This is a genomic window from Rhodococcus sp. ACS1 (assembly GCF_002300155.1).
Lineage (GTDB): Bacteria > Actinomycetota > Actinomycetes > Mycobacteriales > Mycobacteriaceae > Rhodococcus_F > Rhodococcus_F koreensis.
Genome location: NZ_NSDZ01000004.1, coordinates 190627 through 217285, shown reverse-complemented (window position 1 = coordinate 217285; position 26659 = coordinate 190627). Strand labels below are relative to the sequence as shown.

General features: G+C 63.3%; 29 protein-coding genes and 1 pseudogene. 10 read left to right on the top strand and 20 right to left on the bottom strand.

Going from position 1 to position 26659, the window contains the following annotated elements; all coding sequences use genetic code 11:
• Positions 1-26: 26 nt before the first annotated feature.
• On the top strand, positions 27-566 hold the full coding sequence (locus tag CJ179_RS53765) for a hypothetical protein (protein ID WP_095861850.1): 540 nt from the start codon (positions 27-29) through the stop codon (positions 564-566).
• Positions 567-620: 54 nt separating this feature from the next.
• Here CJ179_RS53765 and CJ179_RS13345 read toward each other — a convergent pair whose 3' ends face one another.
• On the bottom strand, positions 621-1100 hold the full coding sequence (locus CJ179_RS13345) for an SRPBCC family protein (RefSeq protein WP_095861849.1): 480 nt from the start codon (positions 1098-1100) through the stop codon (positions 621-623).
• 96 nt (positions 1101-1196) lie between these two features.
• On the opposite strand from CJ179_RS13345, the gene CJ179_RS13340 reads away from it, so the two are divergent.
• Positions 1197-1658, top strand: coding sequence for a hypothetical protein (locus CJ179_RS13340; protein ID WP_095861848.1), 462 nt, complete (start codon positions 1197-1199; stop codon positions 1656-1658).
• 29 nt (positions 1659-1687) lie between these two features.
• Positions 1688-2059, top strand: coding sequence for a hypothetical protein (locus tag CJ179_RS13335; RefSeq protein WP_072936853.1), 372 nt, complete (start codon positions 1688-1690; stop codon positions 2057-2059).
• A 254-nt stretch (positions 2060-2313) separates the two neighbouring features.
• On the opposite strand, the gene tnpB is transcribed toward CJ179_RS13335, so the two are convergent.
• Together tnpB and CJ179_RS13325 are read right to left on the bottom strand one after the other, a co-directional pair.
• Positions 2314-3615: an IS607 family element RNA-guided endonuclease TnpB gene (gene tnpB / locus CJ179_RS13330; protein ID WP_095861847.1), complete on the bottom strand. Its 1302-nt coding sequence runs from the start codon at positions 3613-3615 to the stop codon at positions 2314-2316.
• The gene (locus CJ179_RS13325; RefSeq protein ID WP_095861846.1) at positions 3612-4208 is read right to left on the bottom strand and encodes an IS607 family transposase; all 597 of its coding nucleotides are present in this window, start codon (positions 4206-4208) and stop codon (positions 3612-3614) included. Before CJ179_RS13325 ends, tnpB begins: the two co-directional genes overlap by 4 nt.
• A gap of 70 nt (positions 4209-4278) precedes the next feature.
• Between CJ179_RS13325 and CJ179_RS13320 the strand changes: the two genes are divergently transcribed.
• From CJ179_RS13320 to CJ179_RS13295, 6 genes are all read left to right on the top strand, one after another.
• On the top strand, positions 4279-4821 hold the full coding sequence (locus CJ179_RS13320; RefSeq protein ID WP_373560147.1) for an SDR family oxidoreductase: 543 nt from the start codon (positions 4279-4281) through the stop codon (positions 4819-4821).
• A 36-nt stretch (positions 4822-4857) separates the two neighbouring features.
• Positions 4858-6333 (top strand): aldehyde dehydrogenase family protein, encoded by a 1476-nt coding sequence (locus CJ179_RS13315; protein WP_095861845.1) that lies wholly within the window; start codon positions 4858-4860, stop codon positions 6331-6333.
• Between the two features lie 191 nt (positions 6334-6524).
• Positions 6525-7943: a wax ester/triacylglycerol synthase family O-acyltransferase gene (locus CJ179_RS13310; protein WP_095861844.1), complete on the top strand. Its 1419-nt coding sequence runs from the start codon at positions 6525-6527 to the stop codon at positions 7941-7943.
• Between the two features lie 394 nt (positions 7944-8337).
• Positions 8338-9543: a cytochrome P450 gene (locus CJ179_RS13305; protein WP_257015479.1), complete on the top strand. Its 1206-nt coding sequence runs from the start codon at positions 8338-8340 to the stop codon at positions 9541-9543.
• Between the two features lie 77 nt (positions 9544-9620).
• Positions 9621-9947, top strand: coding sequence for a 2Fe-2S iron-sulfur cluster-binding protein (locus CJ179_RS13300; RefSeq protein ID WP_095861842.1), 327 nt, complete (start codon positions 9621-9623; stop codon positions 9945-9947).
• Positions 9948-9949: 2 nt separating this feature from the next.
• Positions 9950-11188 (top strand): NAD(P)/FAD-dependent oxidoreductase, encoded by a 1239-nt coding sequence (locus CJ179_RS13295; RefSeq protein WP_095861841.1) that lies wholly within the window; start codon positions 9950-9952, stop codon positions 11186-11188.
• A gap of 243 nt (positions 11189-11431) precedes the next feature.
• On the opposite strand, the pseudogene CJ179_RS13290 reads toward CJ179_RS13295, so the two are convergent.
• The 8 genes and pseudogenes from CJ179_RS13290 to CJ179_RS13255 form a co-directional block, all read right to left on the bottom strand.
• Positions 11432-12442 (bottom strand): annotated as a pseudogene (locus tag CJ179_RS13290) (transposase).
• 179 nt (positions 12443-12621) lie between these two features.
• Positions 12622-12867, bottom strand: a complete 246-nt coding sequence (locus CJ179_RS13285; RefSeq protein ID WP_095861840.1) for a hypothetical protein — start codon at positions 12865-12867, stop codon at positions 12622-12624.
• Positions 12868-13048: 181 nt separating this feature from the next.
• A complete protein-coding gene (locus CJ179_RS13280) occupies positions 13049-13360 on the bottom strand; it encodes a DUF3263 domain-containing protein (protein ID WP_241031354.1) in 312 nt (103 codons plus the stop codon).
• A gap of 199 nt (positions 13361-13559) precedes the next feature.
• Positions 13560-14777 carry a 3,4-dihydroxy-2-butanone-4-phosphate synthase gene (gene ribB, locus CJ179_RS13275; protein ID WP_095861839.1) on the bottom strand — a complete coding sequence of 406 codons (1218 nt, stop codon included), beginning with the start codon at positions 14775-14777 and terminating at the stop codon, positions 13560-13562.
• A 52-nt stretch (positions 14778-14829) separates the two neighbouring features.
• Complete coding sequence (locus CJ179_RS13270) at positions 14830-15147, bottom strand: hypothetical protein (protein ID WP_074933867.1); 318 nt, start codon at positions 15145-15147, stop codon at positions 14830-14832.
• Complete coding sequence (locus CJ179_RS13265) at positions 15144-15656, bottom strand: flavin reductase family protein (RefSeq protein ID WP_072936842.1); 513 nt, start codon at positions 15654-15656, stop codon at positions 15144-15146. The genes CJ179_RS13270 and CJ179_RS13265 overlap by 4 nt, the downstream gene beginning before the upstream one ends.
• Positions 15657-15660: 4 nt before the next feature.
• Positions 15661-16827 (bottom strand): LLM class flavin-dependent oxidoreductase, encoded by a 1167-nt coding sequence (locus CJ179_RS13260; RefSeq protein WP_095862656.1) that lies wholly within the window; start codon positions 16825-16827, stop codon positions 15661-15663.
• Between the two features lie 94 nt (positions 16828-16921).
• Complete coding sequence (locus tag CJ179_RS13255; RefSeq protein ID WP_095861838.1) at positions 16922-18136, bottom strand: zinc-binding dehydrogenase; 1215 nt, start codon at positions 18134-18136, stop codon at positions 16922-16924.
• A gap of 202 nt (positions 18137-18338) precedes the next feature.
• On the opposite strand from CJ179_RS13255, the gene CJ179_RS13250 reads away from it, so the two are divergent.
• Positions 18339-18983 (top strand): LuxR C-terminal-related transcriptional regulator, encoded by a 645-nt coding sequence (locus CJ179_RS13250; protein WP_257015475.1) that lies wholly within the window; start codon positions 18339-18341, stop codon positions 18981-18983.
• On the opposite strand, the gene CJ179_RS13245 is transcribed toward CJ179_RS13250, so the two are convergent.
• The 9 genes from CJ179_RS13245 to pyk form a co-directional block, all read right to left on the bottom strand.
• Complete coding sequence (locus tag CJ179_RS13245; protein WP_072951366.1) at positions 18954-19766, bottom strand: SDR family NAD(P)-dependent oxidoreductase; 813 nt, start codon at positions 19764-19766, stop codon at positions 18954-18956. The two genes, CJ179_RS13250 and CJ179_RS13245, sit on opposite strands and share 30 nt — an antisense overlap.
• A 330-nt stretch (positions 19767-20096) precedes the next feature.
• Positions 20097-21041, bottom strand: coding sequence for a LysR family transcriptional regulator (locus CJ179_RS13240; protein WP_095861836.1), 945 nt, complete (start codon positions 21039-21041; stop codon positions 20097-20099).
• A gap of 141 nt (positions 21042-21182) precedes the next feature.
• Entirely contained in the window at positions 21183-21626 is a 444-nt protein-coding gene (locus tag CJ179_RS13235; protein ID WP_095861835.1) for a hypothetical protein, read from the bottom strand.
• Positions 21627-21754: 128 nt separating this feature from the next.
• Positions 21755-22204 (bottom strand): succinate dehydrogenase, encoded by a 450-nt coding sequence (locus CJ179_RS13230; RefSeq protein WP_095861834.1) that lies wholly within the window; start codon positions 22202-22204, stop codon positions 21755-21757.
• 14 nt (positions 22205-22218) lie between these two features.
• Positions 22219-22641, bottom strand: coding sequence for a succinate dehydrogenase, cytochrome b556 subunit (gene sdhC, locus CJ179_RS13225; protein WP_083395731.1), 423 nt, complete (start codon positions 22639-22641; stop codon positions 22219-22221).
• Between the two features lie 89 nt (positions 22642-22730).
• Positions 22731-23951 (bottom strand): NAD(P)/FAD-dependent oxidoreductase, encoded by a 1221-nt coding sequence (locus CJ179_RS13220; RefSeq protein WP_072951375.1) that lies wholly within the window; start codon positions 23949-23951, stop codon positions 22731-22733.
• Positions 23952-24020: 69 nt separating this feature from the next.
• Positions 24021-24503: an Rrf2 family transcriptional regulator gene (locus CJ179_RS13215; protein ID WP_072951377.1), complete on the bottom strand. Its 483-nt coding sequence runs from the start codon at positions 24501-24503 to the stop codon at positions 24021-24023.
• 262 nt (positions 24504-24765) lie between these two features.
• Complete coding sequence (locus tag CJ179_RS13210) at positions 24766-25128, bottom strand: WhiB family transcriptional regulator (RefSeq protein WP_072951380.1); 363 nt, start codon at positions 25126-25128, stop codon at positions 24766-24768.
• Between the two features lie 20 nt (positions 25129-25148).
• Positions 25149-26627 carry a pyruvate kinase gene (pyk, locus tag CJ179_RS13205; protein WP_244163708.1) on the bottom strand — a complete coding sequence of 493 codons (1479 nt, stop codon included), beginning with the start codon at positions 26625-26627 and terminating at the stop codon, positions 25149-25151.
• Between the last annotated feature and the right edge of the window lie 32 nt (positions 26628-26659).

The following is a 26659-nucleotide window of genomic DNA, read 5'->3' as shown; positions in this document are numbered from 1 at the left end:
CGGGGAATGAAGAAATGGGAGGGCTCATGAGCAACCAGTTGGGGCGCCGCGCATGCGCTGCGGCACTCACTGTCGGGTTGGGAACCGCTGTCGTGGCAGGAGGGGGTGCGGTCGCACATGCTCAGCCCGCACCACCGACATCGACGACGATGACGTGCTCGAGCGCGAATCCGCTCGTCTGGGCGCCGCCGTTCACGTGGACCGTCAATGCTTCGTCCGGGGAGTCGCTGCGACCGGGTGGGTCGGTGTTGGAGCCGGCGATCCTGCTCAGCGGCGGGAACGAACTGCCCACGCCGCCCGGCGGTCTGATCCCGAGCATCGGAATCAACTGGTACGGCACGCGGGTGTCGGTCGACTGGCACAACACGACGACGGGCGCGACCGGCCACAGCGTCAGCGACGAGGCGGCGTGGCAGCAGAACCCGGGAATCCCGATCAACCGGACCTGGACGGGAACCGGAACGGTGTCGTTCACCGTCACCGTCCAGACCGGCGCGGGATGGTGGTTCGTCAATTCCCAGAACGCCGTCTGCCAGGGAACGATCTCCGTCGTACCGGGGCGGTAATCGGAGCCGTCGGCGGCGTGGCGCACAGTGCCCGCCGCCGACAGGCCTCGATTGTCAGGCGGGTGGTTGCCCGTCGCTCGCCTCGGCGAGTTCGGCAAGCCGGTCCGCCGATGCCAGCAGCCAGTCGGAGGTGGTGCTGCGGGCCCGCTCTTGGCGTTTCGGGTCGTCGGTCAAGCACGACCAATCATAGGTGTGCGTGACCCGGACGCGGTTCTCGTCGAGCGGCTCCAGCTCCCAGCGCCACAGATGCCCGGGCGGTGGATGGCCCTGCTCGGACGGCGTCCAGGCGATCAGCCGTCCCTCGTCGAATTCCACCACGTGGTTGTCGCGGATGCCTGCGTTGGTCAGCGTCATGGTAAATACGTCTCCCACGGCGCGCACCCGCTGTCCGGGCGCGGCCTCGGCCAGATTGTCGTTGCCGTCCCAGCGCGGCTGTTGCACCGGGTCGGCGATCAGTTCGAAGATCACCCGCGCCGGGGCAGTGATGACGCGGCTGGCGGTGACGATGGTGGGAATCTCGTTCTCCTCGGTCATGACTCGATCACACCACGGAGTGACTACAGGTTCGACGCCGACGCTCGGTTTCCGAGGTACCGTCGGGACCATTGACCGACGGCGATCTGGAGCACCATGTCTCTTCCCACGCTCGGCAAGTCGATCGCGATCACCGGACTGGTGCTGGCCGGATTGTTCGGTGCCGCCGCCCCTGCCGCGGCGGATCAAACGCAGGACCGGTGGGTGAACATTCCGGACACCGCGACGGTCGCTCACGGTATTGCCTGTGGCGGCCGGATCGGAGGAGTCACCGTTGCCACCGACGCGCTGCCCGGGCTGGTCTACGTTCGGCTGAACGCGACGTTCGTCGGTGTGTCGGCGACGCCGGGAGTGCTGTGCTCGGTATTCGCGACGCTGCACTGGCGCAACCTGGATACCGGTGCCACAGGATCGTGGTCGGCCGACGTCAGCGGCGGACTGCTCGACTTCCCGGCGGAACCGTGGGCCCACCTCGAGACGGGATCCGGTCGCGTCGAGGTCACGCTGACCACCGACCGCCCGCACATCCCCAGCAGCACCGAGATCACTGTGTATTGAGTACCGGACAACCGAGGAAAGGGCACAACATGCGCAACCTTCGACGTACGGCAGTGGCGGGGGCAATGATCGCGGGACTGATGGCCGTCGGAACGGCAACGGCGTCCGCCGCGCCGTTCGGCTCCCTGGGTGACGGCCCCGATCTCGTGATCACCCAGGCAAATATCGAAGGCATCAGTGCGTGCGCCGTGCGCGTCACCAACGAGGGCGACGGCACCGCCACCGGTGTCACTGTCCACACCCCGCTCGTGTACGAGAGCACGACCCTCGGCACGCTCGCTCCCGGCGAATCGAAAATCGCCCAGTACTTCGACTGCGGATTCTCCGAGCGCATCTTCTACTTCGCCACGACTGCCGGTGAGACGAACTGGGGCGACAACTTCCTGTACATCGAACTCTGACCGCCCGTCGTTGCGGGGAACCCCCTCGTGCCGACCTCGACAATCGCGGATCCGATGACGGTCGAGAGCGCCACGCCCACTCCCCCGCCACGAGTTCCCTGTTGACGACCGGCGGCAACAACATTCGCCTATTCGCTAGGAGAAGGGCCTCACCCTTGCGCAGCTCTCGGACATCACGGGAGAGTGAAATGAAATGCCGTGATGCGTCATACCGTTCGATGAAGTGTGATGCTATGTCCCGCTTCATCGAGCCACTACCTTGCGGTGGTGGCGTTGAGTCCTGTCGGACTCTTCCCGTGGCGGTGCGACTGCGGAGCGTGCGAGCACGCCCGTCTGACATCGCTTCCATCGGGCAGCTCCCGGCGCAACTCGCCGGTGTCGACCGCCAAAGCGGCCAAATTCCGGGCCGCGTTCTCATCCCGATCAAGGACGATCCCGCAGGCCAGGCACGCGAACACCCGCTCATTCAGGGGCAGCTTGGCTTTCGCTGTCCCGCACTCCGAGCAGGTCTTGGAAGAAGCGAACCAACGGTCCGCCACAACGAGCCGGACCCCGGCCCGTTCGGTCTTGTAGGTGAGCTGACGGCGGATCTGCCCCCACGACACACCGGCGATGTGCCGGGCCAGACGCCGGTTCCGCAGCATCCCGGCCACGTGCAGGTCTTCGATCACGATCGTGTCGAACTCCCGCACCAGACGGGTAGTGAACTGGTGGGTGTCGTCGCGACGCAGGTTCGCCACGCGGGTGTGGATGCGGTCGGCGCGGGCGCGGGCCTTCTTCCACCGGTTCGACGGCGCGACACCGGTTCGGCGGTCCGGGCCCAGGCGGCGAGCGCAGGCCCGTTCGGCGCGGCGCAGGTTCCGCAACTCGGCATCGAGGCGACGCTGGTTCTGCACCTGCTCACCGGTCGAGAGGGTAGCCAGATGCGAGATACCGAGATCGACGCCGACCACCCGGCCACCGGTGCGTTCTGCGGGTTCGGTGTCGGGGAGGTCAACGGAGAACGAGACATGCCAGCGGCCACGCTGGTACGACAGGGTGGCCGACCGGATACGCGCGGTGCCTGCTTCGATCTTGCGGGCCAGCTTGCGGGTCGACTCACTGGTGCGCACCACCCCGATCACGGGCAACTGCACGTGCCGGCGGTCGCGGACCAGCCCGAATTGGCCGGTGGTGAACTTGCACGTCATGCGCGCGGTCCGCTTGGACTTGAACCGGGGCATCTTCGCTCGGCCCGCCGTGCGGTTGGCGAGCGCGGCGGCGAGGTTGGCGCAGCCCGAGGCGTACGCCTCCTTGCTGTTCTGTTTCCACCACGGCGCCACCTCATTCTTGGCCGCGTTCCACGCTTTCCGCAGGCCGTAGGCGGAAGTGGCCATCCATGGGGTGAGTTGATCACCGGTCAGGCCGTAGGTCTGCTCCGCGGCACGCTGCGACCAGTTCGCCTTCACTCGCGCGAGGCACCAGTTGTAGGCGACCCGTGTGGCACCGCAGTGCGAGGCCATCGCGTCGGCTTGCGCCTCGGTCGGATCGAGGGCGAACAGATACGCCCGGATCACGTCGGCTCCCCGGGCTCGGCTTGCGCTGCGCGCACCCCTGCCGCCGCCCTCCGAGGGGCGGAGCGATGGTCATACAGGCGCGCGCACATCGTGGTCAGCATCTCGGTCATTTCGCGCACCAGGTCGTCGGCGACCCCGGAATCATCAAGGACCTCGGAATCATCGAGCACGACAATGCGTCGCCCCTGCGCGGACAACGCGGCTTCCAGGTACTCCACTCCGAAGGAAGCCAGTCGGTCGCGGTGCTCCATCACGATCGTGGTTACGGTCGGGTCGGCGAGCAGCTTCCGCAGCTTCTCGTGCCGCCCGCCCGGCCCGGACCCGATTTCGGTGATGGTGCGGTCGATCGACAGCCCACGCTCCCCTGCGCCGGTCAGGACTCGCCCGGCTTGGCGTTCGAGGTCGGGCTTCTGCTCGGGCGAGGAGACGCGGCAATATGCCACGGTCACACCGGGTTCCCGAACGGGCGGGTCGATGAGGATGGTGCCGGTCGGGAGCTGCCTGGCGGGCACGGGGAGCTTTCCGGCGTGGAACCAATTCAGCGCAGTGCGGTACGAGACCCCCTGCTCCTTGGCCCACGGGCTCAACTTCACGTGGTCATTATGACACAGAAGGACATGTTCTTACAGGTTTACGGCCTACAACCACGCGTGGAACGTCAGACTGCCTGCCGCCGCGCGCAGCTCCTCAACGGCCCCGGGCCCCAGACCGGGCGCGGCGGCGACCCTGGGCGCGGACGATCTCGCGGCGGCATTCGACATCTTGCTCCGCCCGCACCACGCACTCGTCTCGACCGTCCTACCCGGCATGCGGGAGCGTCGCTGGGGCCGGGTTCTGGCCATCGGCTCCTCCGGAGTTGCTGCGCCCCTGCCCAATCTGGCGATGTCCAACACCGGTCGCGCGGCCCTGGCGGGGTACCTCAAGACCCTCGCAGCCGAAGTCGCCCTCGACTGCGTCACCGTCAACCTGCTGCTGCCGGGCCGGATCGCCACCGACCGGGTGGCCGAGCTGGACGCGGCCGCCGCCAAGCGCCGAGGTGTCACCGTCACCGACATCGAAATCGAATCGCGCAAGACGATCCCGGCCCGCCGCTACGGCGACCCCGACGAATTCGGCGCCGCCGCCGCGTTCCTGTGCAGCGCCCCGGCGTCGTACATCACCGGCGTCGCACTCCGCTGCGACGGCGGCCTGATCCGCAGCCTCTAGGGCAGAACACAGCCCTCCACCTCCCGAGGAGACACGATGACCACGACCGTCACCGAGCCCACCGGCTCACACATCCGGAACGACGTCCCGACCGCGCAGCACCTCGTCAACGGCGAATGGCTGGGCGGCGCCGACACCGCGCGCTGGAACCCGGCCCGCCCGAACGAGCTCGCCGCCTACTCGCCGAGTGGTGGTACCGCCGAGGTGGACGCCGCAGTCACGGCCGCCGCCGCGGCGCAGCCGGCCTGGGCCGCGCTCCCCGCACCGGCCCGGGGCGCCATCCTCATCACGGCGGCACACCTGTTGCAGGAACGGGGTTCCGCGGTGGCCGCGGATCTCGTCCGTGAAGAAGGCAAGACCCTCGCCGAGGCCCGGGGCGAAGTCACGCGCGCCGTGGACGTACTGCGGTTCTTCGGGTCCCTCGGATGGGCGGCCACCGGCGAGGTGCTCCCCAGCGGGCTGCCCGGAACCAGCATCACCACCCGCCGCGAGCCCCTGGGCGTCTTCGGGCTCATCACGCCGTGGAACTTTCCCATCGCCATCCCGGCGTGGAAGACGGCACCCGCTCTGATCTCGGGCAACACCGTGGTGCTCAAGCCGGCCGAACTGACGCCCCTGTCGGCCACCCACCTCGCCCGCGCCCTGCACGACGCCGGTCTCCCCGCCGGGGTATTCAACGTGGTCCACGGCAAGGGACGGGTGGTCGGTGACGCCCTGGCCCGCGACCCCCGCGTCGCGGGGCTGTCCTTCACCGGCTCCACCACCGTCGGGTTGGGGCTGCAGGACATCCTGAACGCGCGCCGGGCCCGGGTACAGCTCGAGATGGGCGGCAAGAACGCGGTGCTGGTGCTCGACGACGCCCGGAACGCCGCACAGGTGGTGGCTGCGGGCGCGTTCGGGCTCACCGGGCAGGCCTGCACGGCGACGTCCCGCGTGTACGTCACCCCCGGGATCCGCGAAGCGTTCGTCGATGCGCTGGTCGAGGAGGCCGCGCGGTACGTTCCGGGTGACGGCTCGGCGGACACGACCCGGATGGGCGCGGTGGTGAGCCGCGCGCAGTTCGAGCAGGATCAGGCCGCGGTCCGCTCCGCCGTCGAACGCGGCGCCACACTGCGGCACGGCGACTACGCCGGCGACCCGTCCGCCGGGCTCTTCTTCCCGGCCACCGTGCTCACCGATCTCCCGCTCGACGATCCGGCGGTCACGGACGAGATCTTCGGGCCGGTCGTCGCCGTCCTGGAGGTCGCCGACTACGAGACCGGGCTCGCCGCCGTCAACGATTCCCGCTACGGACTCACCGCGGGCATCTGCACCGACAGCCTGGCGCGCTCGACGGACTTCGCCGCCCGGGCACAGGCCGGCGTCGTCAAGATCAACCGCCCGACGGCCGGGCTGGACCTGAACGTGCCGTTCGGCGGGGTGAAGGACTCGTCCACGAACACGTTCCGGGAGCAGGGTCGCAGCGCCGTGGACTTCTACACCTGGGGGAAGACCGTATACACGGGCGTCTGATCGCAAGAGTGTGATCGTGTGTGTGGCGGAAACGGTGGCTGTGCTGTACAACTAAAACAGCGAGACCGGTTTGTGACATGAACCACACCTAAACGTTACTTTTACACACGGCAATATCGACATGAACGACAGTTCCGGGGGGAACGGATCCGCGCAGGCAGATCCCGTTTCGGGAACGGTAAGGACACCACATGCTGTTCCCGATGGCGCCGACCGACTCACTGTTTCTGCTCGGCGAATCCCGCGAGCATCCGATGCACGTCGGCGGCCTGGCGGTGTTCACCCCACCCGACGGATCGTCCGCGTCCGACGTGCGAGCGATGTTCGATGCGGCGCTGATCGGCGATCAGGTGGCGGCGCCCTTCCGTAAGCGGGCCCGCCGTTCGGTGACGTCGCTCGGCCAGTGGGGCTGGGACACTCTTCCGCACGACGAGGTCGATCTGGAGCACCACGTGCGCCGCGACGCCCTGCCGCAGCCGGGCGGAATGGCCGAACTGATGACCCTGGTGTCGCGGCTGCACGGCACCCTGCTCGACCGCAGCCGGCCGTTGTGGGAGATGCACCTGATCGAGGGCCTCGCCGACGGCCGCTACGCGATCTACACCAAGATCCACCACGCCCTCGCCGACGGCGCGTCCGCGATGAGGTTGCTCCGCGACAGCATGAGCGAGGACCCGCACCGCCGGAACATGCCCACCCCCTGGCAGCCCCGGACCCCGCTGGCGGCCGTGCCGGACGCGGGCACGGCCGTCACGACCGGTCCCGGCTCCGCGCTTCCGGCCATGGCGTGGGACGCGGCCCGCGCCGCGGCGGGCGAGGTGGCCGGACTGCTGCCCGCGGCGTTGGGCACCGTGGACCGCGCCCTGCACGGCAAGGGTGGTGCGTTGTCGCTCACCGCGCCGCACACCCTGTTCAACGTGCCGATCAGCGGGGCCCGTCACGTCGCCGCCCGGTCGTTCCCCATCGAACGGATCCGGCTGCTGGCCAAGCACGCCGACGCGACCATCAACGACATCGTGCTGACGATGTGCGCGGGCACCCTGCGGGCCTACCTGCACACCCGCGACGCGTTGCCCGACAACCCGCTGATCGCGATGGTCCCCGTGTCGCTGCGCGCGCCGGAGACCGGAACCGGTGACCGCACTCCCGGAGGCAACCGGGTGGGAGTGCTCATGTGCAACCTGGCCACCCACCTTCCCGACCCCGCGCACCGCCTCGAGACGGTGCGCAACTGCATGAACGAGGGCAAGGCCGCGCTGCAGGCGATGAGCCCCGCCCAGGTGCTCGCGATGAGCGCCCTCGGCGCCGCCCCGCTCGGAGTCGAGATGTTCCTCGGCCGGCGGGGGCCGCTGCGTCCGCCGTTCAACGTGGTCATCTCCAACGTCGCCGGTCCCCGAACCCCGTTGTACTGGAACGGCGCCCGCCTCGAATCCCTCTACCCGCTCTCGATCCCCACCACCGGGCAGGCACTCAACATCACCGCCGCCAGCAGCGACGACCAGATCGTCTTCGGCCTCACCGGCTGCCGCCGCACCGTCCCGGATCTGCACCCCATGCTCGACCACCTCGACGCCGAACTCGATCTCCTCGAAAGCGCTGTCGGACTGTGACGCGAATTCGCAGTGGCGGTCACCACCGCAACTGCGATCGACCACCGCGTCGGGCAGTCCGGCACCTGCGCGGCGTCCGGCCGTAGACAACGCACGGCTGACACCGCATCCACTGCGGCGACCCACCACACCATCTCGAGTAATTGGCGTAAGCGTCGAACGCCCTGGGTAACGAAGCTTGCATGGTTTTCCACCCCCAACGAATTGACACCGGGGCGACTGCCGACGCCGAGAGCGCGCGCATCGATGACCACGTATTACCACCTTCCTCCATAATCCGGTGGATATACGGAGGATATGTGAACTTTCCCCGCATATGCTCTCCCGCTCATACTTTGGAAGTCGGCGCACGCCAGTCAAGCGACGGATGCGCCCTACGAACAAAGGAGCTTCGGTGACAGTAATTTCCGACAAGCTGAGGGGCGCAGATGCAGCCCCCACTGCCGACTGGGTCACGATTTCCGACTTGCATCAGGATCCGTTCCCGATCTACCGGCGCATGCGCGAGGAATCGCCCATACATTGGGTGCCGGAAGTCAACCGGTACATGGTGACTGGATATCACGCGTGTCACATCATCGAAAACGACCAAGCGACTTTCTCCGCAGATGAGACGGACTCTCTGATGAAGCGCGCGATGGGCCATTCGATGCTGCGAAAGGACGATCCCGAACACGATGTCGATCGCCGATCATATGGTGGCGTCCTCCGGCCGCGCGCAATCAAGGACACGTGGAATGCCATCTTCTTACAAAACAGCGAGAAGTACCTGAGCCAGCTGAAGGCCGCGGGACCAGCAGCCGATCTGGTGTGGGAATACTGCGCACCATACGCGGCGGAAAACCTTCGGCAAGTGATGGGTTTTTACAATGCGACCCAGGAAGACATGCAGCGATGGTCGCAGACGATGATGGATGGAACTGGCAATTATGCTAACGATTCCGACGTGTGGGCCCGCTCGGATCAGAGCTTCGATGAAGTCGACGACGCGATCGACGAGATTCTGCCCTACCTACGGAAGCATCCCGACTCCAGCTTGCTGTCGAAGATGGCCGAACTTCCGATCCCGATGGACGCAATCCGCGCGAACATGAAGATGACCATCGGCGGTGGTCTCAACGAGCCACGCGACGTACTCGGAGTGGCCGTCTGGGCATTGCTGTCGCGCCTTGATCAGTTGGCCCAGGTGCTGGCGGACCCGTCGTCGTATTCGATGGTGTTCGACGAAGCCGTACGATGGGTGGCTCCGATCGGCATGTATCCACGTGAAACCACCTGCGCGACAGTCCTCGAGGGCATCTCACTTCCGAAAGGTGCGCGTCTCGGTGTGGCCGTCGGTGCAGCGAACCGGGACCCCGCCGTCTTCGACGACCCGGAGGATTACGACATCAATCGCGCCAAGCAACCCCACCTCGCATTCGGTGGAGGAAACCACTTCTGCGCGGGCGCCTGGGTGGCCCGCGCGGCGGTAGCCGGCATTGCTCTTCCACAACTATTCGAGGCACTTCCCGGACTGCGACTCGACGAGAACAACCCTGCCACAGCCGCGGGATGGGTCTTTCGCGGAATGACGTCTCTTCCGGTCCGGTGGGGAGCGTAGTTCACCCACTTCGCACTCGGGTGTTCCGCGGACTGATCACCCTTCCCGTCACCTGGGACAACTGAAAGGCATTTTCGATGTCCAAGCTCACGTTTCACCATCCCGGCGGACAGACCGACGTCCTCGACGTCGAACCGGGCACCTCCGTCATGCGCGCCGCCGTCACCCATGGAATCACCGGGATCGTCGGCGAATGCGGCGGACAGGCGATGTGCGCCACCTGCCACGTCTACGTACGCGAGCCCTACCTCGAGGCACTGCCCGCGATGGGTGAAGACGAGGACGAGATGCTCGACTGCACCGCCACCGACCGCGACAACACCCGCTCGCGCCTCGGCTGCCAGATCACGATCACCGACGCACTCACCGACATCGAGGTCGACCTCCCCGAGAGCCAGGTCTGAGCATGGAACACATCGTCATCGTCGGCGCAGGCCACGCCGGAACCCAACTCGCCGAATCACTTCGACATAACGACTTCACCGCCGCGATCACTCTGGTCAACGCCGAGGCAGGGCTTCCGTATCAACGGCCGCCGCTGTCCAAGGATCACCTCGCGCAGGCCGCGCCCCCCGAACCGCTGCCGCTCAAGACACACCAGTTCCTCACCGACCACGACATCACCCTCATCGAGGCCACCTCCGTAGTCGACATCGACCGCACGGCCGGCACGGTGCACTTGTCGAACGGCGAGAACCTGCGCTACTCCGAGTTGGTACTGGCCACAGGGGCACGTAACCGGATCCTGGCCGTCCCCGGGACCAACCTCAGCGGAATCCACTACCTACGCACCGCCGACGACGCCTCGCGCCTGCACGACGCCTTGGCCACCGCACGCACCGTGGCAGTCGTCGGCGCCGGGTTCATCGGGCTCGAGTTCGCCGCCGCCGCCCGGGCCCGGGGCCTCGGCGTGACGGTCATCGAGCACCACTCCCGGCCGATGGCACGCGCCGTCTCCGCCGACATGTCACAGGTCGTGGCCGACACCCACGCCGCGGATGGTATTCGCCTGGTCCTCGGCGAGTCCATCACCGCATTCGACGGCGACGGCACTCAGGTGTCCGCCGTCCTCGGCCAGAACGGTCGGCGCTACCCGGCGGATCTGGTCGTCGTCGGCATCGGCGTCGAACCCGCGACCGAGGTCGCCACCACCGCAGGACTGGCCACAGAATACGGCGGCATCCTCGTCGACGCGTTCCTCCGCACCAATGACGAGCACATCTGGGCGATCGGAGACTGCGCCGAATTCCCCTGCCCGCACGCCGGCACGCCGACTCGCCGTGAATCCGTGCAGAACGCGGTCGACCATGCCCGGACTCTGGCCCGCACACTGACAGGATCCCCCACCGAATATTCGTCACTGCCCTGGTTCTGGAGCAACCAGGGCCGGATAAAACTACAGATAGCCGGCATCGGCAACGCCGACGACCTCTGCGTCCCGCACGGAGACCCGCACTCCGGGCGATTCTCCGTCTACCGGTTTCGCCAGGACAAACTGACCTGCGTCGAATCACTCAACAACCCAGCCGTGCACATAGCGGCCCGCAAGGCACTGGCCAAAGGAACTACACCCACCCCCGCCGAGGTCACCGCAGACGGATTCGACCTCAAACATTTCATCGCACGCGAACCCACGAGCTGCTAATCTATCCGCGATCTGAACGCCGGCCCGAGGGCGCTCTGAATTACAGACTGTTGCAGTTATTTTCAATGAGACCATGAACCATAGACCACGGGGGTTGCGACCAATTCTTCAATGGTTCTCCCGACCCCTCCGGAAATGGGCGCCGACAGGGTCGACGCCCGTGGCACGAACAACACCGGCAATGCAGACGACAACAGGCAACTGGGAGTGTCCAATCAAGGTTGGATCCGACCTCTGCGTCGGTTAGTTACCGTTCGGGGTGATGCGGCCTTCGAAGGTGATTGCGAACGCGTTGAGCGCTGGCTTCCACCTCATCACCCATCGCGCCTTACCCATCCCGGTGGGGTCCAGAGCCCGTGTGGCGAGATACAGACATGTCAGGGCTGCTTGCTCGGTCGGGAAGTGTCCACGAGCCCTTATCGCACGCCTGTAACGGGCGTTGACCGACTCGATTGCGTTTGTCGAGCAGATGACTCGCCTGATCTCGACGTCATAGTCCAGGAACGGCCGCGTTCTCTGTCCACGCGTTCCCCCACATCCGTACGATCGCCGGATAACGCTCGCCCCACTTCGCACCGAATTCACCGAATCGTTCCTTCGCCGCAGACTCGGACGGTCCCGTGTAGACGGGTCTGAGATCACGCGCCATCTCATCCCAGTACTGTCCGGCGTCGATCCGAACGGTGTTGTGTATCAGATGAATAATGCACGTCGGCACCACTGCGAGTTCCGACACCGCGTTGATGGCATCGGGCAATGTCGCGTTCGCCGTTGACGGTGACCCCGATCGCGACAGGGGTCCCTCCCGCGTGCGGGGGAACATCGGCCGGCTCGTGACCTGCCCATCCCGCACTTTCACGTGAATCGCATCGACGAAGACCACGGGGCACACGCGGTCCAACGGCCGTTTCTGCCACTCGGTCATCTCGCCGACGACCTTGTCGGTGATGCGCGAGATGGTGTCCTTCGACACCGTCGCTCCGTAAACATCCTGGAAGTGGGCAGAGACCTCGCCGGTAGCTAAACCCTTTGCTGTCAGCAATGATACGATCTCGCCGATACCGGTCAGCCGACGTTGACGCTTCTTGACGATCTGCGGGGTGAACGAGGAATCAGTATCTTGGTGAGCTGATTCAATAGCCCGTCCGGGCCCATCAAATCCACCCCCTGCTCCTTGGCCTGGGCCATGAGTTGCTCGGCCAACTGCTTCTGATCCACCTCGGTCGCTGCCATGGGATCCAGTGTTTCGGTCATCATCGATCCTTCCCGCCAAGCAGCAGCTCGGCGTATCGAACCAATGACATTGGGCGACTGCTACTCAGAGGTCTGCCGGACTGCAATGGAACTCGCCGTCGAACGGCACCAAATCGGCGTTGCTGATTCCACGTTTACGGAGCGATCGTTTCCGGAGCCACAAGCCAGTTCAGGTCTTATCACCCATCAGTGCGGAGATCCCGATCAAACGCTGCAATGGTGGACAGCCCATAGATGCGCTCGGGAGACGTGATGCCTTGCTGAAGTCTGGCCAACTCGGATTTGGCAGCACCGCCGAGTCGCACGTGGTACTCACGGACATCGATGGCGAAGGCGGCTGCGACATTGTCGAGACCAGGTCCGCCAAGAGGCTCCCAGAGAAGCGCGAAGTCGAGAATGTCATTGTCGTTGTGCCTGTTCCACATCTATTCCTGCCTGAGGTTCTTGATCCGTCCATTCGCAGGTTGGACACGGCGCTCCTCCACGACACAGGTCGTTGACCTCCCGCGGGTTGGCTTCGATCCATCATCGAGGCCGAGGACGATTACGCAGCGAGCTCTGTCCACTGCGAGGACTACGGAAGAGCCGGCGATAGTGCCGTGGCCGTCAAGAAGCCTCTCCCACATCGCACTCCCGCATGCTCCCCGCGCAGAGGGCCTGCGACTCAGACGGCAGATGATGTTCCAGAGGCATGAGCTGGCCCTCCATCGAGAGTAGCTTCTCGGTGCAGTGCCGGCGTAGGTGCTCCTTCGATCGCGTGTCGAGAAACGTGGAGAACCGCTTCTCCACCAACACCAACACACGTTGGTAGAACGTCGCCGGCGATATTCCGAACTCCGTGAAGACATAATCGTCACCGCCACCATAGAAGCTCCACCGCAGAGCGAAGTCGAGCAGCGCCTGATCGTAGGTATCCATCGGTTCTCCGCGGGTGAAGGGATGCGCGACCCCGGCGCACTCACCCGTTTGACTGCGCGCGGGATCGGACGATGCTTGCGGCCAATCGTCCACAGATCAGCCAGTATTGCGACAATTGGAGCTAGGGAGTGATCGGACTCAGCCCCGATGACCAAGTAGGGAACCCGATCGCACAATGACTTCGAAAGGCCAGCTGCCCTCAGGTTGACGCGGGCAGGTCGAGAATGTGCCGCAAACGATCCCGCTTGGCCACCAGGTAGGAAATGTTGAACCTCGTCGGCTGCGTCTGCAGCGGTATCAGTGATGAGATCACCACTCCGAGAGCAGCTAGTTGTTCAGATTTATCCGGGTTGTTGGTCATGAGCGCGACGGATTCGATTCCGAGGTCGACGATGATCGATGCGGCGGAAGCATAGTCCCGATTGTCGACCGGACAGCCGAGGGCCGTGTTGGCATCGACAGTATCGAGTTGCTGCTCCTCTTGCATCTGATACGCCTGCAGTTTTCTACCGAGTCCGATTCCCCTACCCTCGTGGCCATTCATGTAGATCACGACCCCCGAACCGCGACGGCCAATGAGTGTCAATGACGCCTCTAGTTGGTCTCCACAATCGCACCGAAACGAACCAAAGAGGTCACCGGTCATGCACTCACTGTGGACCCGGACCGGCACCGCAACGCCACTGTTGACATCGCCCAGCACCAACGCAAGGTGCTCTACGTTGTTCCTCGCGCGATAGGCCACTGCCGTGAATGTTCCATAGGGAGTCGGCACAGTCGCTCTTCCAGTGCGATGCAACTTGGCTTCTGCTCGCTCGCGAGTGGCAATCAGGTCGGCAATAGTGACTACAGCGAGATTATGCTCCCGTGCGAATGCAATAGCATCGTCACCACGCAGCATCTCCCTTCTGTCCGCCGTTATGAGCTCGCAAATTAGTGCGGCCGGCTGGATTCCGGCAAGCTTGCATAGGTCGACGCCTGCCTCGGTATGCCCGGCGCGTGCCAGGACGCCGCCGCTTCTTGCCTGCAGAGGCATAACATGCCCGGGACGAGCGAGGTCCCCGGCGACCGTCAAGGGGTCTGACAGCAAGCGGATGGTGGCTGCACGGTCCGCGGCGCTGATGCCGGTGGTGATCCCTCTGGCGGCATCGACGCTGTCGAGAAATGCGGTTCGATGGCTCTCGGTGTTGTTCTCTACCATCATGGGGAGATGAAGAGAGTGCGATCGGTCCTCAGTTATTGCGGTACAAAGAAATCCAGACGTGTGTTGCAGGTAAAACGCAATGGCATCGGTATCGGCAAACTCGGCAGCCATAATCAGGTCAGCTTCGTTCTCGCGATCCTTGTCATCGAGGACCACCACCATATTCCCACGCGCGATCGCAGTGATCGCGCGTTCTGCTGTATCGACTTTCATTTTCTTCCCAGAACCTTCAGTTTCTCGAACGATGCCAGTGCGTAAACCCGAGCTACATCTTCGATTCCTTCCTGATGATGTGCGCGCGAAGATCGCGACCGTCGCTCGACACCCAACCCTTGTCTGTCGCGTAGGCGATCATCTTGTCGAACGCTGGGGAACGCGGAGCCCAGACCTCGTTGATGCGAGCTCGAAGTTCACTGATCGTGATCGCCGTACCCAGGTCATCGATTCGGCCGAGGTTGGCAGCTCTCAGTGAAGAGTCGATACTCTCCAACGTCATTTCTGGGGGTGCCTGGACGTGGAGACGAGAAAGATCATCAAATTCTCGCAAGGCGACGAATCCCAACGAAAGTTCGATGAACATCATGCGCTCTCTTCAAGTCGGGACTCGGAGATCGCATGGGTACCGAACGTGCGGTCGTGATAGGTCAACGGACTCGAGGCACGGGTTTCCACCGCCTCGACGGATCCGGTAACTATTGTGTGATCGCCTCCAGACACGAGCTCTTCGGCGACGCAGGCAATCCACACCGGACAATCCTCGATCCTTGGCAACGCCCGGACTCGACTCCACTCGACTCCGTCGAACTTGCTCGGACCCTTCTTCGCGAACGACACGGCCAGATCGCCTTGTTCCGAATTCAACACGTTGACCGCAAATCTGCCTGTAGCCCGGATCAGTTCGAGTAGATCGGAACGATCGTCAAGAGCAATCAGGACCATCGGAGGTGTCATCGACAGTGACATGAAGGCGCTGACCGTTGTTCCGTGCGGACGCTCGCCGTCGAGGGCCGTGATGACTGCGACCGGGGTGCACACGTGAGCCATCGCATCGCGGAAGATTACTTCTAGCGGATCGACTGTACGATTTGTCATGATCTCACGCTTTCTCGGCTAGTTCCTGGGCGTACTTCAGACGCATATGCTCAACGGCGTCGAGCTGGGCCTCCGCGTGCCCTGTGCGGACTGCACGCGCACGATTCGCGGCATCGACAGTCGACTGATACTGCCCCTGAAAATGGGGGAAGACATCTCGAGCGAACAGCTCCGCAGAACTCTTGGTGTCTTGGGGATTCGCCCAGTCGTGGCCCAGCTGCAGCAAGCTTCCGAATCCACCGGACTGGTCCCACAGTCGCTGAACCTGGATCCGTGCCTGTTCGGCGGTTCCGATGACGCCAATGCCCGATCGGTTGATGAAGTCGATCATCTCGTTCACCTCGCTTCCGTTCACGGCCATCTGAGGGAAGGCGGCGACGTGCTGGAAGTATTCGAACCAGTGCTCGATGCCATACGCGACCTGTCGGCGTGCTTCTTCTTCGGTTTCTGCGATATGGAATGGCGAACAAAGGCTCCAGTTGCGCCGATCAACGGTTGCCGAGTTGGCGTCCGCTCGCTCTTCCACGATATCCCAGTGATGGGCAAGAGCATTGAAGCCGTCCGCCGACAGAGTTGCACCGATCGAAAGCAGCCCCAGTCCGTATCTGCCGGCGAGCCGGGCACCAGTGGGAGAGGCGACCGCGGCTACAGTGATGCCGATTCCGTCAGCAGAGAATGGCGAAAGTTGAAGCTTGGCATCGAACAGTTCATGTGTACGCGTCTTTGCGGACACGGTCTCCCCCCGCAGCAGGCGAACCACGATGTCCAAGTTCTCCTGCAGAAGTTCCCGCGTTTCCGTCGGATCCAGACCAATCATCGCCGAATCAGTTGGGAGAGAGCCCGGTCCTACTCCAAAGATTGTCCTGCCCCGAGTGAGATGATCGAGCAGCATGATCCGATCGGCCGCCCATAGTGGATTGTGATATGACAACGAAGTCACTCCGGTTCCGAAGTGAATGCGCGGCGCGCGTTGTGCCGCCGCTGCAATCATGATCTCCGGAGATGCGATGATCTCACTACCGGCAGAATGGTGCTCGCCGAACCACACTTCGTCGTATCCCAGCATGTCTAGGTGTTCCACGAATTGCAGATCGCGTTCGAGAGCTGCCGTGGGGTTCTGGCCCGGCGCATGGACGGGAGCGATGAAGTAACCGAAGCGGAGTTTGGCCATGATTGCCTCCTGTAGGGATTTCTCTTGGGTTCTGATGAATTTCTGCAATGTCATGACATCGATGTCCGATGTCACCGCACTGATAGTGCGGGGACTATCCGCCGTTGACCTCGATGAGGGTCTTGATTGCCTCGCCTGTTCTCAACCGACTCAGCCCAGTCTCGACCAGTGCGTCAAAAGGCACTGTCTCAACCCAGCTGCTCGTCGGAAATGCGCCTCGCGCCTGCTGTTCGATGACATTCGGGAAGTCGTCGCGGTATCCGATCGAGGTGAGAATTGTCTTCTCTGCCATGAGGAGTTGGTTGAGGTCGATCGGCACCGGTTCCAGGTGCGTGGCAACCACCATCAGCTTGCCGCCTGGAGCGAGTATGTCAATCGCTTGCGCCATCACCGGCGCAACGCCGGCGGCGTTGATGCACGCCTGAACTCCTGAGCCTGCAAGTGATGCCAGATTGTCCCGGAAGTCAGCGGATGTTGGATCGAGAGTGTCGAAGCCCATGCCTCTCACGACGCTCCTCCGACGGTGAGCTGGCTCCACGATGACGATCCGGTTGATCTTCTTCGCGCGGAGACTCAACGCTGCGGCAATGCCAATGGGCCCTCCGCCGAAGACCACCACGCTGTCGTCAACGCTGAGATCAGCCCGCTCAACCGCGCGCCAGGCGACCGCGATCGGCTCCGAGAGTGCGCCGTCCATCAGGCTTACCTCGTCAGGCAGGACGTGGAGTGCTCCTCGGGGCACGACGGCGCAGTCCGCCAAGAATCCGTTGAGCGAGAGACCGTAGAAGGCCGCGTCGAGGTTGTAGTTCGCATCGTCGCCAGGCACACGAAAAACCGGTTCGATTGCGACTCGTTGGCCCACTTCGACATCGATGTCGCCCGACCCTACTGCGTCGACGATTCCTGACGCTTCGTGCCCGAGCACGACAGGTCCTCGATGGCCGGTCGTCGGGTGCGCCGTCTCGAGTGGGGTAAACATCGGGCCATTGAATATCTCGTGCAAGTCGGACCCGCAGATGCCGTTGTATGCAATTCGCACCCTGACTTCCCCCGGACCGGGAATCGGTTCTGGCACATCCTCTATCCTTAGATCTTGATTTCCGTGATAGACCCATGCCCGCATCTCATATCCCTTCTGTTTGATCCCAGGTATCCCGAGCACATCGCCGGATTGCCGTATTTTGCGCACATCAAGTTGTTCCTCGCACCGCGGTCCGTTCAGCCGGCGCTTCATCGCCCAGGTCCGCTTGCCATACCGCCGGCGGTGGAGCAGAGTAGTTCGCATCACAACTACCAGGAGTTCGACCATGTCTTCGCCCCGTCGGCCATTGGCGCTTCCCAGTTCTGAATACGAGCGAATCTTCGCAATACTCGAATCATGCTCACGGAGTGCCACGCTGGATTCGTTCAAATTTCAGTTGATGGAGTCACTACATCGGTACTACCGTTGCCCCAACACGACTTTCTGGACTGGGCATACCTTTAGCTCCGCGTTCTCTGATCCGAATCCGGTGACGACTGGCCGTACCACGGGTGCTGCGCTGGACGAATACCAAGAGCGTTGGCATACCAAAGACGTCTTCGCCACTCCACAATCACAAGCACTGCTGAGACGGCACCCGGCAATCAACGCTCGCCAGCTCAGAAATTTGGATTCTGGTCCGTCTGAGTATCTCACCGGTTTCCTTTATCGCAACCACCTCCGTAGCGCATCTTTGATGCACCTTGATCTATCTCATGGCGCCCATGCTTTAGTCGGACTGTTCGATTCTGAAGAGCAGAAACCTGACTCGCAGGGGATATACGCCTTGGGACTATTGGCTCGTCAACTTTCCCTGCTCGCGCGGGCGCTTCCGACCACGAGATTGCGGTCATGGAGGGAGGGTCTCACTGCTCGACAGATTGAAGTGGTCGAGCTGATTGCGGATGGGAGTACCAACGAAGAAGTAGCAGCGATACTGACATTGAGCCTCGACACCGTCAAGAAGTATGCAAGCAGAATCTTCGCGCTGCTTTCCGTCCGCAATCGTGCCGAGCTGGTAAAACTGGTACTCGAGGAAGAACTTTCACTGAATCAGCAGGAGTCTAGTCGCGAGTTCGCGCCGCTCCCGATTCCCGAGTCACGATCAGACGCCATCGAGGGCCGCCTGCTCTAAGGCCGTGTCCCAGTAGCTGTGGAGGCCCCGAATTTCGTTTCCACCATCAACGGAGATCGTCTGCCCTGTGATCCACCCGGCATCTGACGACACCAGGAAGGCGACGACTTTCGCGACGTCACGAGGCTCTCCTACACGCCCGAGTGGGGTCCTCTCCAGGAACCGTTGCCCACTCAGCCCGGTTGTCAATCCAGCCGATTCCGTGAGATTTGTCCGTACCAGTCCTGGCGCCACTGCGTTGACCCGAATCCCATACTGCCCGAGTTCTGACGCGGCGACCTTCGTAAACTGACTGACGCCGGCTTTGGCAGTGCAGTAGTGCGCCAACCCATTGGTCGCTGCTTTGTAGTTCAGCGATGATGTATTCACGACATTAGCTGGGATACCATGCTTTACCGCACGATTTGCCAATATTTTTGTGCCGAGGAAGGGTCCGGTAGTCAACACACTCAGGACCCTTGTCCAATCCTCCTCAGTCAGATGCATCAACGGCGCTATGGTTGAGAATCCGGCATTGTTGATGAGGACGTCAACAGGTCCGAATAGACCTTCGGCAGAATCGAACGCGGCGTCCAGGTCGGACGTGGATGTCACACTACCCGGACACGATGCCACTCTGCCCTTGTACTGCTTCGACAATGAGGCCGCTGCCTCGGCAGCCACGATTCCATTCAGATCGAAGATCATTACGGACGCTCCTTGCTCGAGGAGCGCCTCGACGATCGCGTAACCGATCCCTGCTGCTCCCCCAGTCACGACTGCGATGTTCCCTGTGAGGCTCATATCTGTCCTTTGCTGTGCATTCGAGGATTTGCCGATCGTGGACCGCAGCGTCAGCTGACCCGCATCGAAGACGGATCGCCTCCGGACGATCTAGGCGACAACCGTTACCTGTGTCTACGACTAAATGTAGCCAGCGCGTCGTCGGCGTTAAAGTGCACTAAAGTGGACAATTCCGCGCAAGTAGCGCATCTGTCTCAGTACGGCGGGGTGATCTGAGCTCGATGCCGACGACGCCCGACTTCCGGTGGATGTTCAGTGGGACATCATCTTCTGGTCACGTCCTCGCCGACACATTCCGCGAACGCTACATCAACCTCTCGGGGCGTACCCTCATGTCAGGCGGATGTCGTCGGCAGTGGCGACACCATCGAGATCATCTGCGCCGCAGGAAGAAACTGCGAAGTCGATCATCGCTTGCGCTCGATCGCTGAGTCGTACGTCTCGAGGCCACACGACTTTGACCGAGACGGGAGACACCGCTGGCGTGATTGACTTGACCAGGAGGGGCCGGCCCTCCACCGAGACGCTGGCGACCGGCGTCTGGACGACGATCGAATATCCCATCCTCCGCCCAACGAGAGATCGGGCAAGTTCATAATCGGAGACACGGTATCGGATAGTGGGATCCACGAATGCGTCGCGAAATAGTGACAGGGTGTATTCGCTGCTTGGTGCTGAATCGAGCAGGACCAACGGGTCATCCTCGAGCTCTGCCAGCGTGACGGTCTCTTGATCAGCGAGCCGATGCAGACCGGGCAGGAGGACTTTTCCGTACGTGCGGTACAGGTCTGCGGAAGACAATCCGTCGCCGAGATCGACATCGTAGACAATTGCGATGTCGAGTTCACCAGCCAACAGTCGACGTTGTACCTCGTCCTGAGTGGACTCGACAAAGGCGATGGCGACGTCAGGGTGAAGCGCGCCAAAGCCTTCGAGGAGACCCGGCAGAATTCGCGGCGCGAGTGAGAAGTAGCACCCGATGACCAGTGGTCCCACGAGTTGGGTTCCACAATTTGCCGCACCCAGCTGTACCTCATCTGCGAGGTCCAGCAACTCGACAGCCCGGCTGTAAACGAAATTTCCTGTTGGAGTGAGACTCACACCATGAGCTTTGCGACGAACCATGAGCTGACTTTTCAAGATTCGCTCTAGTTCGGTGATCGCGGCGGACAGAGCTGTCGGAGACACGTGTAGGCGGTCCGCAGCGCCTGAGATCGATCCTGACTCGGCCACGGCTTTGAAGTAAGTCATCTGACGAAGCGTGTAGTCAGGCATCGGACGCTCTCCGATTCAGTAGTGGATACGCGGAGTATCTTTGAACTCTACTTGCGCGTGTGGCTCTTGCCATACTCGCTTATCCCGTATCGAAACTTGCGCCCAATTCGCGTCGCAGTTCGGTCAAGATCGCACGGCGTTTCAGTCCGACTTCTGGAGTGCGGATGCTCGAGCCAACGCGAGCACCGCGTTCCGGTGGTCCCGTGCGATCTCGTACCCCCCGGCCAGGAGGAACCACTCCCGCCAGTCATCGGGGCGAGCGGCGACACCCGCCCGGCATCGGGCAAGATATTCACTGGTCGCGGCGGGCAGCACACGACCGGAGGGACTGCGTGCCAGCTCTGGGTATCCTCGATAGTCTTGTTGAGCAACCATCTTTGCGAGCATGATGTCGGCGGTGCGGCCGAATCGGATCTGGCTGGCTGTCAACACTCCGATGACACCGCCGAACACGGTCAGCGCCACCCCCACCGCGATGCCCGGAATCGTCCCGGTCGCGACCATCGCCACGGCCGTTGCACCCAACGCGAGCAGCCCGGCGCCGACAACAATCGCCGATCCCATCGCCACCAATCTCTTGTTCACCCTACTCACCGTCCCAGCCGATTCCGGACGAGCTGCCGAAGAACGAAAACTGTGAACCACACTATGAATACCGCCGCCACGGCGAGAACGGCTTCGAAGAAGAGTCCCAAAGACATGATGATCCACTCCTAGTGTGACGGTGCTGCCGGTACCGGACAGAACGAGGGCAGATCCCCGACCGCACCAGGACACGGGTCGAACGTGAAAATGGTCAATGCCCCGGCGACCAACATTAGTGCTGCTGCCGCCGTGACCAGTGTGTTCAGCCAGAACCGCAGCGCCGGCCGCGCCGCATAGTCGGCAATGATGACCCGCACCCCATTCGTGCCGTGCAGGACCGCCAACAGCAGGATCAGGAAATCCCACAGTTGCCAGAACGGGCTCGCCCACTTTCCTGCCACGAAAGCGAAGTCGACCTTGAACACCCCGTCGCCGGCCACCACATTGACATACACGTGCACCAGAACCAACACCAGCAGCACAGCTCCAGACAACCGCATGAACAGCCAGGCGTACTTCTCGAAACTCGAGCGTCTCGGCTCGGCGGTTATAGCAGCGATGTTCGCTGTCTCATCCATCGTTAGTTCGCCTTTCACAGATAGTGGCTCAGATGTCGAATGACGAACGGCACCATCACCAGCACCCACAACACGATCACGGTCCACAGCATCCAGCGGGACTTGTCGATGCCCTTTGCCCAGAAATCGAGAAGGACGATACGGATCCCGTTGAACCCGTGTCCGAGGATGGCGGCGACCAGTCCGATTTCGCCGATACCCATCACCAGGGTCTTGTAGGTGCCGATCACCTCGTCGTAGGCGGCGGGCGAGACCCGCAACATCAGGTTGTCCGCCACGTGCACCAACAGGAAGACGTAAATCACCATCCCACTGACTCGTTGCGCCACCCACGCCCACATCGACAACCCGCCCCGATAGAACGTGCTGCGGGCAAGACCGGTTCGGGTCGGCGACCGGTCAACTCGCAGAACTTCGCAGGGTACAGAGTCATCCATCTTGCCTCCTCGAGACCGAACCTTCAATGTCTGACGAGCGCCACCGACGCAGTGGGGCATTCCCGGCATCCGCGTCGTGTGGGCAATTCTCAGGTGAGAGCCGCAAGTTCGGCCGATCGCCAGGTACCGTCCGGGACCGCCAGCGACAGCAGAGCCTCCGGATCACCGACGGGCGGATAGATCGCAACGGTGTTGATCGACTTCTTCACCGCCGCTCCCTCTGCGCCTGTCATCTGCACCTGTCGGTCCCACCCGGAAGCGAAGACTGCCCCGGCCGGTCCAAGAGCAAGGCACGTGACATAAGAGGCGGGAGCAAACGGCACGAGATCTTGGCCGAGCAGATCGGCGACAGCGTTGTGCCCGACGAACTTTCCCTGCGGCAACGCGTGCTGGCAGCTCTGCATCACGACGTGGCCAGGGTCGGCATGCGCGGCGGCGGTATCTCCCGCGGCGAACACGTCCGCGAGACCGGCCACCTTCAGATGCTCATCGACGGTGAGACGGCCGAGGCGATCTCGTTCTCCGGAGATGTGCGCTGTCAAGGGGCTGGCCTGCATGCCCGCCGTCCAGATCACAGTGTTCGCGGCGATCCGGTCGCCGTCGGCGAGCTCCACCCCGTGCGCGTCGATCGAGGTCACATCCACGCCGAGACGGACTTCGACCCCGAGGGTGTCGAGTGCGTCGAGGATCGCCGGACGCGGTCCCTCACCGAGCCCGGATCCGACGACGTCGCCGCGATCGAGCAAGATCACCCGGATCGGCGCATCCGCGGCGATCTCGCGGAGTCGATCGGTGAGTTCGGTGGCGATCTCGAGCCCGGTGAATCCTGCCCCGATCACGACGACCGTGTATCGGCCCTCCGAGTCCGGGCATGCGGGCAGACTACGCAGGTGTCCGTCGAGATAGGTGGCGGCACCGAGCGTGTCGATGTCGAAGAGATGTTGGGAACCGGGAATGGTGGGGGTGACGAGTTGGCTGCCCGTGGCCAGCACCAAACGGTCGTAGCTCAGCGACGTGGTATCACCGGTTCGGGTGATCCCGTGAACCTGGTTGGTGGTGGTATCGATGGATGTGATCGTGGCCGCGACCCGCTCCACTCCGATGGGGCCGAGCAGCCCATCGAGGGAGCAGCGCTTGTTCTCCGGCTCCCGCTCGTAGAGGCGGGGCCTGATGACATGGTCGTCACCAGCATCGACCAGTGTGATCGTAAGGTCGTTCCGCGGCACGCCCGCATCGCGTCGCAGCCGGGCGGCGCTCGCCGCCGCCCAGACCCCTGCGAATCCGCCTCCAATAATCAGGACATTTGACATCTAGATTCTCCTTGTGCGTGAGCCGCCCACGTAGGACGGACGATTCGGAACTACCAGCGGCGCCTGCGATCAGCCCCGGTCGTACGCCTGGCGCATTCGTTCGGCGAGTCCAGGCGCGTGTCGTTCAGCTTCTACTCGCACGTCGTCGACGCTCTGACCGGCCAACTCCCGCCGCCACGCCAGATCCGCCTTCCGCATCGCCATCGACACCGCGCACGGCATCGACAGCTGGCCGGGCGGCATGTCTGCACCGACGCCCTGGGCGCGGATCTCGGTGCACCGAAATGCCTCCTCGGCACCCTCGATAGCGGTGACGACGTCCAGGACACTGATGTGCTTGGCCGAGCGGGTCAACACGAATCCACCTGCGGCACCGGGCACGGAGGTCAAAATCCCTGCGCGCACGAGCGCCTGCAACTGTTTGTTCAGGTACGGCGCCGGTAGATCGTAGCTGCGTGCGAGCACAGCAGTCGACACCGGACGATCGTCATCCACCCATGCCAGCGACAGCACAACGTGCATCGCCCACTCGACACCTCGCGACATCCGCATAACCTAGATACTAAATATCTAGATACCAGTCGTCAAGACGCCACAACTCGGCCAGTGTGGGCCTGAGTTGGCGCCAGCTGTGGTGGAGCAGGTCGGTGACACAATCGCCACGCGTCGGTAGACGTACACCTCGTCGTCATCGGGGTCCGGCACCGATCCCCCCGACGGGAATCTCCTGCTCGGCAGCATCGAACAGCGCATTCTGCTCGACAGTCCCGCACCCGTGCTCGCGGTCGAAGGCTGACCCACCGCGGTCAGCCAGTCACTGCCTTCCGGGGCGAGGGTGCCGCGGTGAGATGCGAAGCCTCTTGGCCGGCTTGCGGTTTGCGTGCGGATCCAGTTGGGGCCGATCGAGGCCGAATCGCCGATCCGATTCGGTCATCCCTCCCCAGACGCCGTAGGGTTCGCCGACGTCGAGTGCGTGGCGTAGGCATTCGTTTCGGACCGGGCAACTCCGGCAGAGTTCCTGCGCCTGCCTCTCCCGGCGAATTCGCGTTGCTCTGCTTTCGCTGTCCGGCCCGAAGAAGACGTCCGCACGGGTGGTGCGGCACAGCGCGCGGGTCTGCCAGTCCCAGAGATCGGAGTGGGGTGTCAGCAGTCGAACCGTGAGTGTCAAAGATGGCATGGGATAGTCGTTTCCGACGCCTAGTGGTCGTCTTCGCCGATTCTGTGGACGTGGATCAGGTTGGTCGAGCCTACGGTGCCGGGCGGCGACCCCGCCACGATGACCACGAGCTCACCCTTCTGGTACCGGCCCAACCCCAGCAACGCGTTGTCGACCTGCCGCACCATCGCATCCGTGCTGTCCACCGGATCGACGATGAACGTCTCCGTCCCCCACGTCAGCGACAACTGGCTGCGCACCTCCGGCAACGGGGTGAACGCCAGCAACGGCAACGGCGTGTGCAACCGCGCCAACCGCCGCACCGTGTCCCCGGACTGCGTGAACGCCACCAACGCCTTCGCATCCAGGCGCTCCCCGATGTCGCGGGCCGCGTACGAGATCACACCCCGCTTGGTGCGCGGCACGTGCGTGAGCGGCGGCACCTGGGTGGACTCGTTCTCCACCGCCTCCACGATCCGCGCCATCGTGCGCACCGTCTCCATCACGTACTTACCCACCGACGTCTCACCGGACAGCATCACCGCGTCCGCACCGTCGAGGACCGCGTTCGCGACATCCGACGCCTCCGCGCGGGTCGGCCGCGAATTCTCGATCATCGACTCCAGCATCTGCGTGGCCACGATCACCGGCTTCGCGTTCTCCCGGGCGATCTGAATGGCCCGCTTCTGCACCAGCGGCACCTGCTCGAGCGGCAACTCCACCCCCAGGTCACCGCGGGCGACCATCACCGCGTCGAACGCCAGCACGATCGCCTCGAGGTTGTCGATCGCCTCCGGCTTCTCCAGCTTCGCGATCACCGGGATCCGCCGGCCCACCCGGTCCATCACCGCGTGCACCAGCTCCACATCGGCCGGGGACCGCACGAACGACAACGCGATGAAGTCGACACCCAACCCGAGCGCGAACTCCAGGTCCGCGATGTCCTTCTCCGACAGCGCCGGAACCGACACGTTCATCCCCGGCAGCGACACACCCTTGTTGTTGCTGACCGGGCCGCCCTCGGTGACCCGGCAGATCACGTCGTTGCCCTCCACACCGGAGACGACGAGACCGACCTTGCCGTCGTCGACCAGCAGCCGATCGCCCGGCTTGGCGTCCTCCGCCAACTGCTTGTAGGTGGTCGAGACCCGGTCGTGGGTGCCCTCGCACTCGTCGACGGTGATCCGCACCTCCTCACCGTTGGCCCACGTGGTGCGACCCTCCGCGAACCGGCCCAGCCGGATCTTCGGGCCCTGCAGGTCGGCCAGGACACCGACCGCCTTGCCCGTCGCGTCCGAGGCCGCCCTCACGCGTTTGTAGTTCTCCTCGTGATCGGCGTGTTCGCCGTGGCTGAAGTTCAGCCGCGCCACGTCCATACCGCTTTCGACGAGTTCGCGAATACGGTCACCGGTGGCGGTAGCAGGTCCAAGTGTGCACACGATCTTCGTGCGCCGGGACGTGCTGAGCAGACCGGGCTGTGCGGTGTGTGACGCGGACCGTTCGAGATCAATGGTGGGCATGTGGCTCCTCGCGGCTGAGATGAGAGTGGTTG

What these genes read in the sequence shown, in the direction of transcription:
- CJ179_RS53765 (WP_095861850.1), top strand. Translation starts at nt 27, where the DNA reads ATGAGCAACCAGTTGGGGCGCCGCGCATGCGCTGCGGCACTCACTGTC.
- CJ179_RS13345 (WP_095861849.1), bottom strand. Translation starts at nt 1,100, where the DNA reads ATGACCGAGGAGAACGAGATTCCCACCATCGTCACCGCCAGCCGCGTC.
- CJ179_RS13340 (WP_095861848.1), top strand. Translation starts at nt 1,197, where the DNA reads ATGTCTCTTCCCACGCTCGGCAAGTCGATCGCGATCACCGGACTGGTG.
- CJ179_RS13335 (WP_072936853.1), top strand. Translation starts at nt 1,688, where the DNA reads ATGCGCAACCTTCGACGTACGGCAGTGGCGGGGGCAATGATCGCGGGA.
- CJ179_RS13315 (WP_095861845.1), top strand. Translation starts at nt 4,858, where the DNA reads ATGACCACGACCGTCACCGAGCCCACCGGCTCACACATCCGGAACGAC.
- CJ179_RS13310 (WP_095861844.1), top strand. Translation starts at nt 6,525, where the DNA reads ATGCTGTTCCCGATGGCGCCGACCGACTCACTGTTTCTGCTCGGCGAA.
- CJ179_RS13300 (WP_095861842.1), top strand. Translation starts at nt 9,621, where the DNA reads ATGTCCAAGCTCACGTTTCACCATCCCGGCGGACAGACCGACGTCCTC.
- CJ179_RS13295 (WP_095861841.1), top strand. Translation starts at nt 9,950, where the DNA reads ATGGAACACATCGTCATCGTCGGCGCAGGCCACGCCGGAACCCAACTC.
- CJ179_RS13285 (WP_095861840.1), bottom strand. Translation starts at nt 12,867, where the DNA reads ATGTGGAACAGGCACAACGACAATGACATTCTCGACTTCGCGCTTCTC.
- CJ179_RS13280 (WP_241031354.1), bottom strand. Translation starts at nt 13,360, where the DNA reads ATGGATACCTACGATCAGGCGCTGCTCGACTTCGCTCTGCGGTGGAGC.
- ribB (WP_095861839.1), bottom strand. Translation starts at nt 14,777, where the DNA reads ATGAAAGTCGATACAGCAGAACGCGCGATCACTGCGATCGCGCGTGGG.
- CJ179_RS13270 (WP_074933867.1), bottom strand. Translation starts at nt 15,147, where the DNA reads ATGATGTTCATCGAACTTTCGTTGGGATTCGTCGCCTTGCGAGAATTT.
- CJ179_RS13265 (WP_072936842.1), bottom strand. Translation starts at nt 15,656, where the DNA reads ATGACAAATCGTACAGTCGATCCGCTAGAAGTAATCTTCCGCGATGCG.
- CJ179_RS13260 (WP_095862656.1), bottom strand. Translation starts at nt 16,827, where the DNA reads ATGGCCAAACTCCGCTTCGGTTACTTCATCGCTCCCGTCCATGCGCCG.
- CJ179_RS13255 (WP_095861838.1), bottom strand. Translation starts at nt 18,136, where the DNA reads ATGGTCGAACTCCTGGTAGTTGTGATGCGAACTACTCTGCTCCACCGC.
- CJ179_RS13245 (WP_072951366.1), bottom strand. Translation starts at nt 19,766, where the DNA reads ATGAGCCTCACAGGGAACATCGCAGTCGTGACTGGGGGAGCAGCAGGG.
- CJ179_RS13240 (WP_095861836.1), bottom strand. Translation starts at nt 21,041, where the DNA reads ATGCCTGACTACACGCTTCGTCAGATGACTTACTTCAAAGCCGTGGCC.
- CJ179_RS13230 (WP_095861834.1), bottom strand. Translation starts at nt 22,204, where the DNA reads ATGGATGAGACAGCGAACATCGCTGCTATAACCGCCGAGCCGAGACGC.
- sdhC (WP_083395731.1), bottom strand. Translation starts at nt 22,641, where the DNA reads ATGGATGACTCTGTACCCTGCGAAGTTCTGCGAGTTGACCGGTCGCCG.
- CJ179_RS13220 (WP_072951375.1), bottom strand. Translation starts at nt 23,951, where the DNA reads ATGTCAAATGTCCTGATTATTGGAGGCGGATTCGCAGGGGTCTGGGCG.
- CJ179_RS13215 (WP_072951377.1), bottom strand. Translation starts at nt 24,503, where the DNA reads ATGCGGATGTCGCGAGGTGTCGAGTGGGCGATGCACGTTGTGCTGTCG.
- CJ179_RS13210 (WP_072951380.1), bottom strand. Translation starts at nt 25,128, where the DNA reads ATGCCATCTTTGACACTCACGGTTCGACTGCTGACACCCCACTCCGAT.
- pyk (WP_244163708.1), bottom strand. Translation starts at nt 26,627, where the DNA reads ATGCCCACCATTGATCTCGAACGGTCCGCGTCACACACCGCACAGCCC.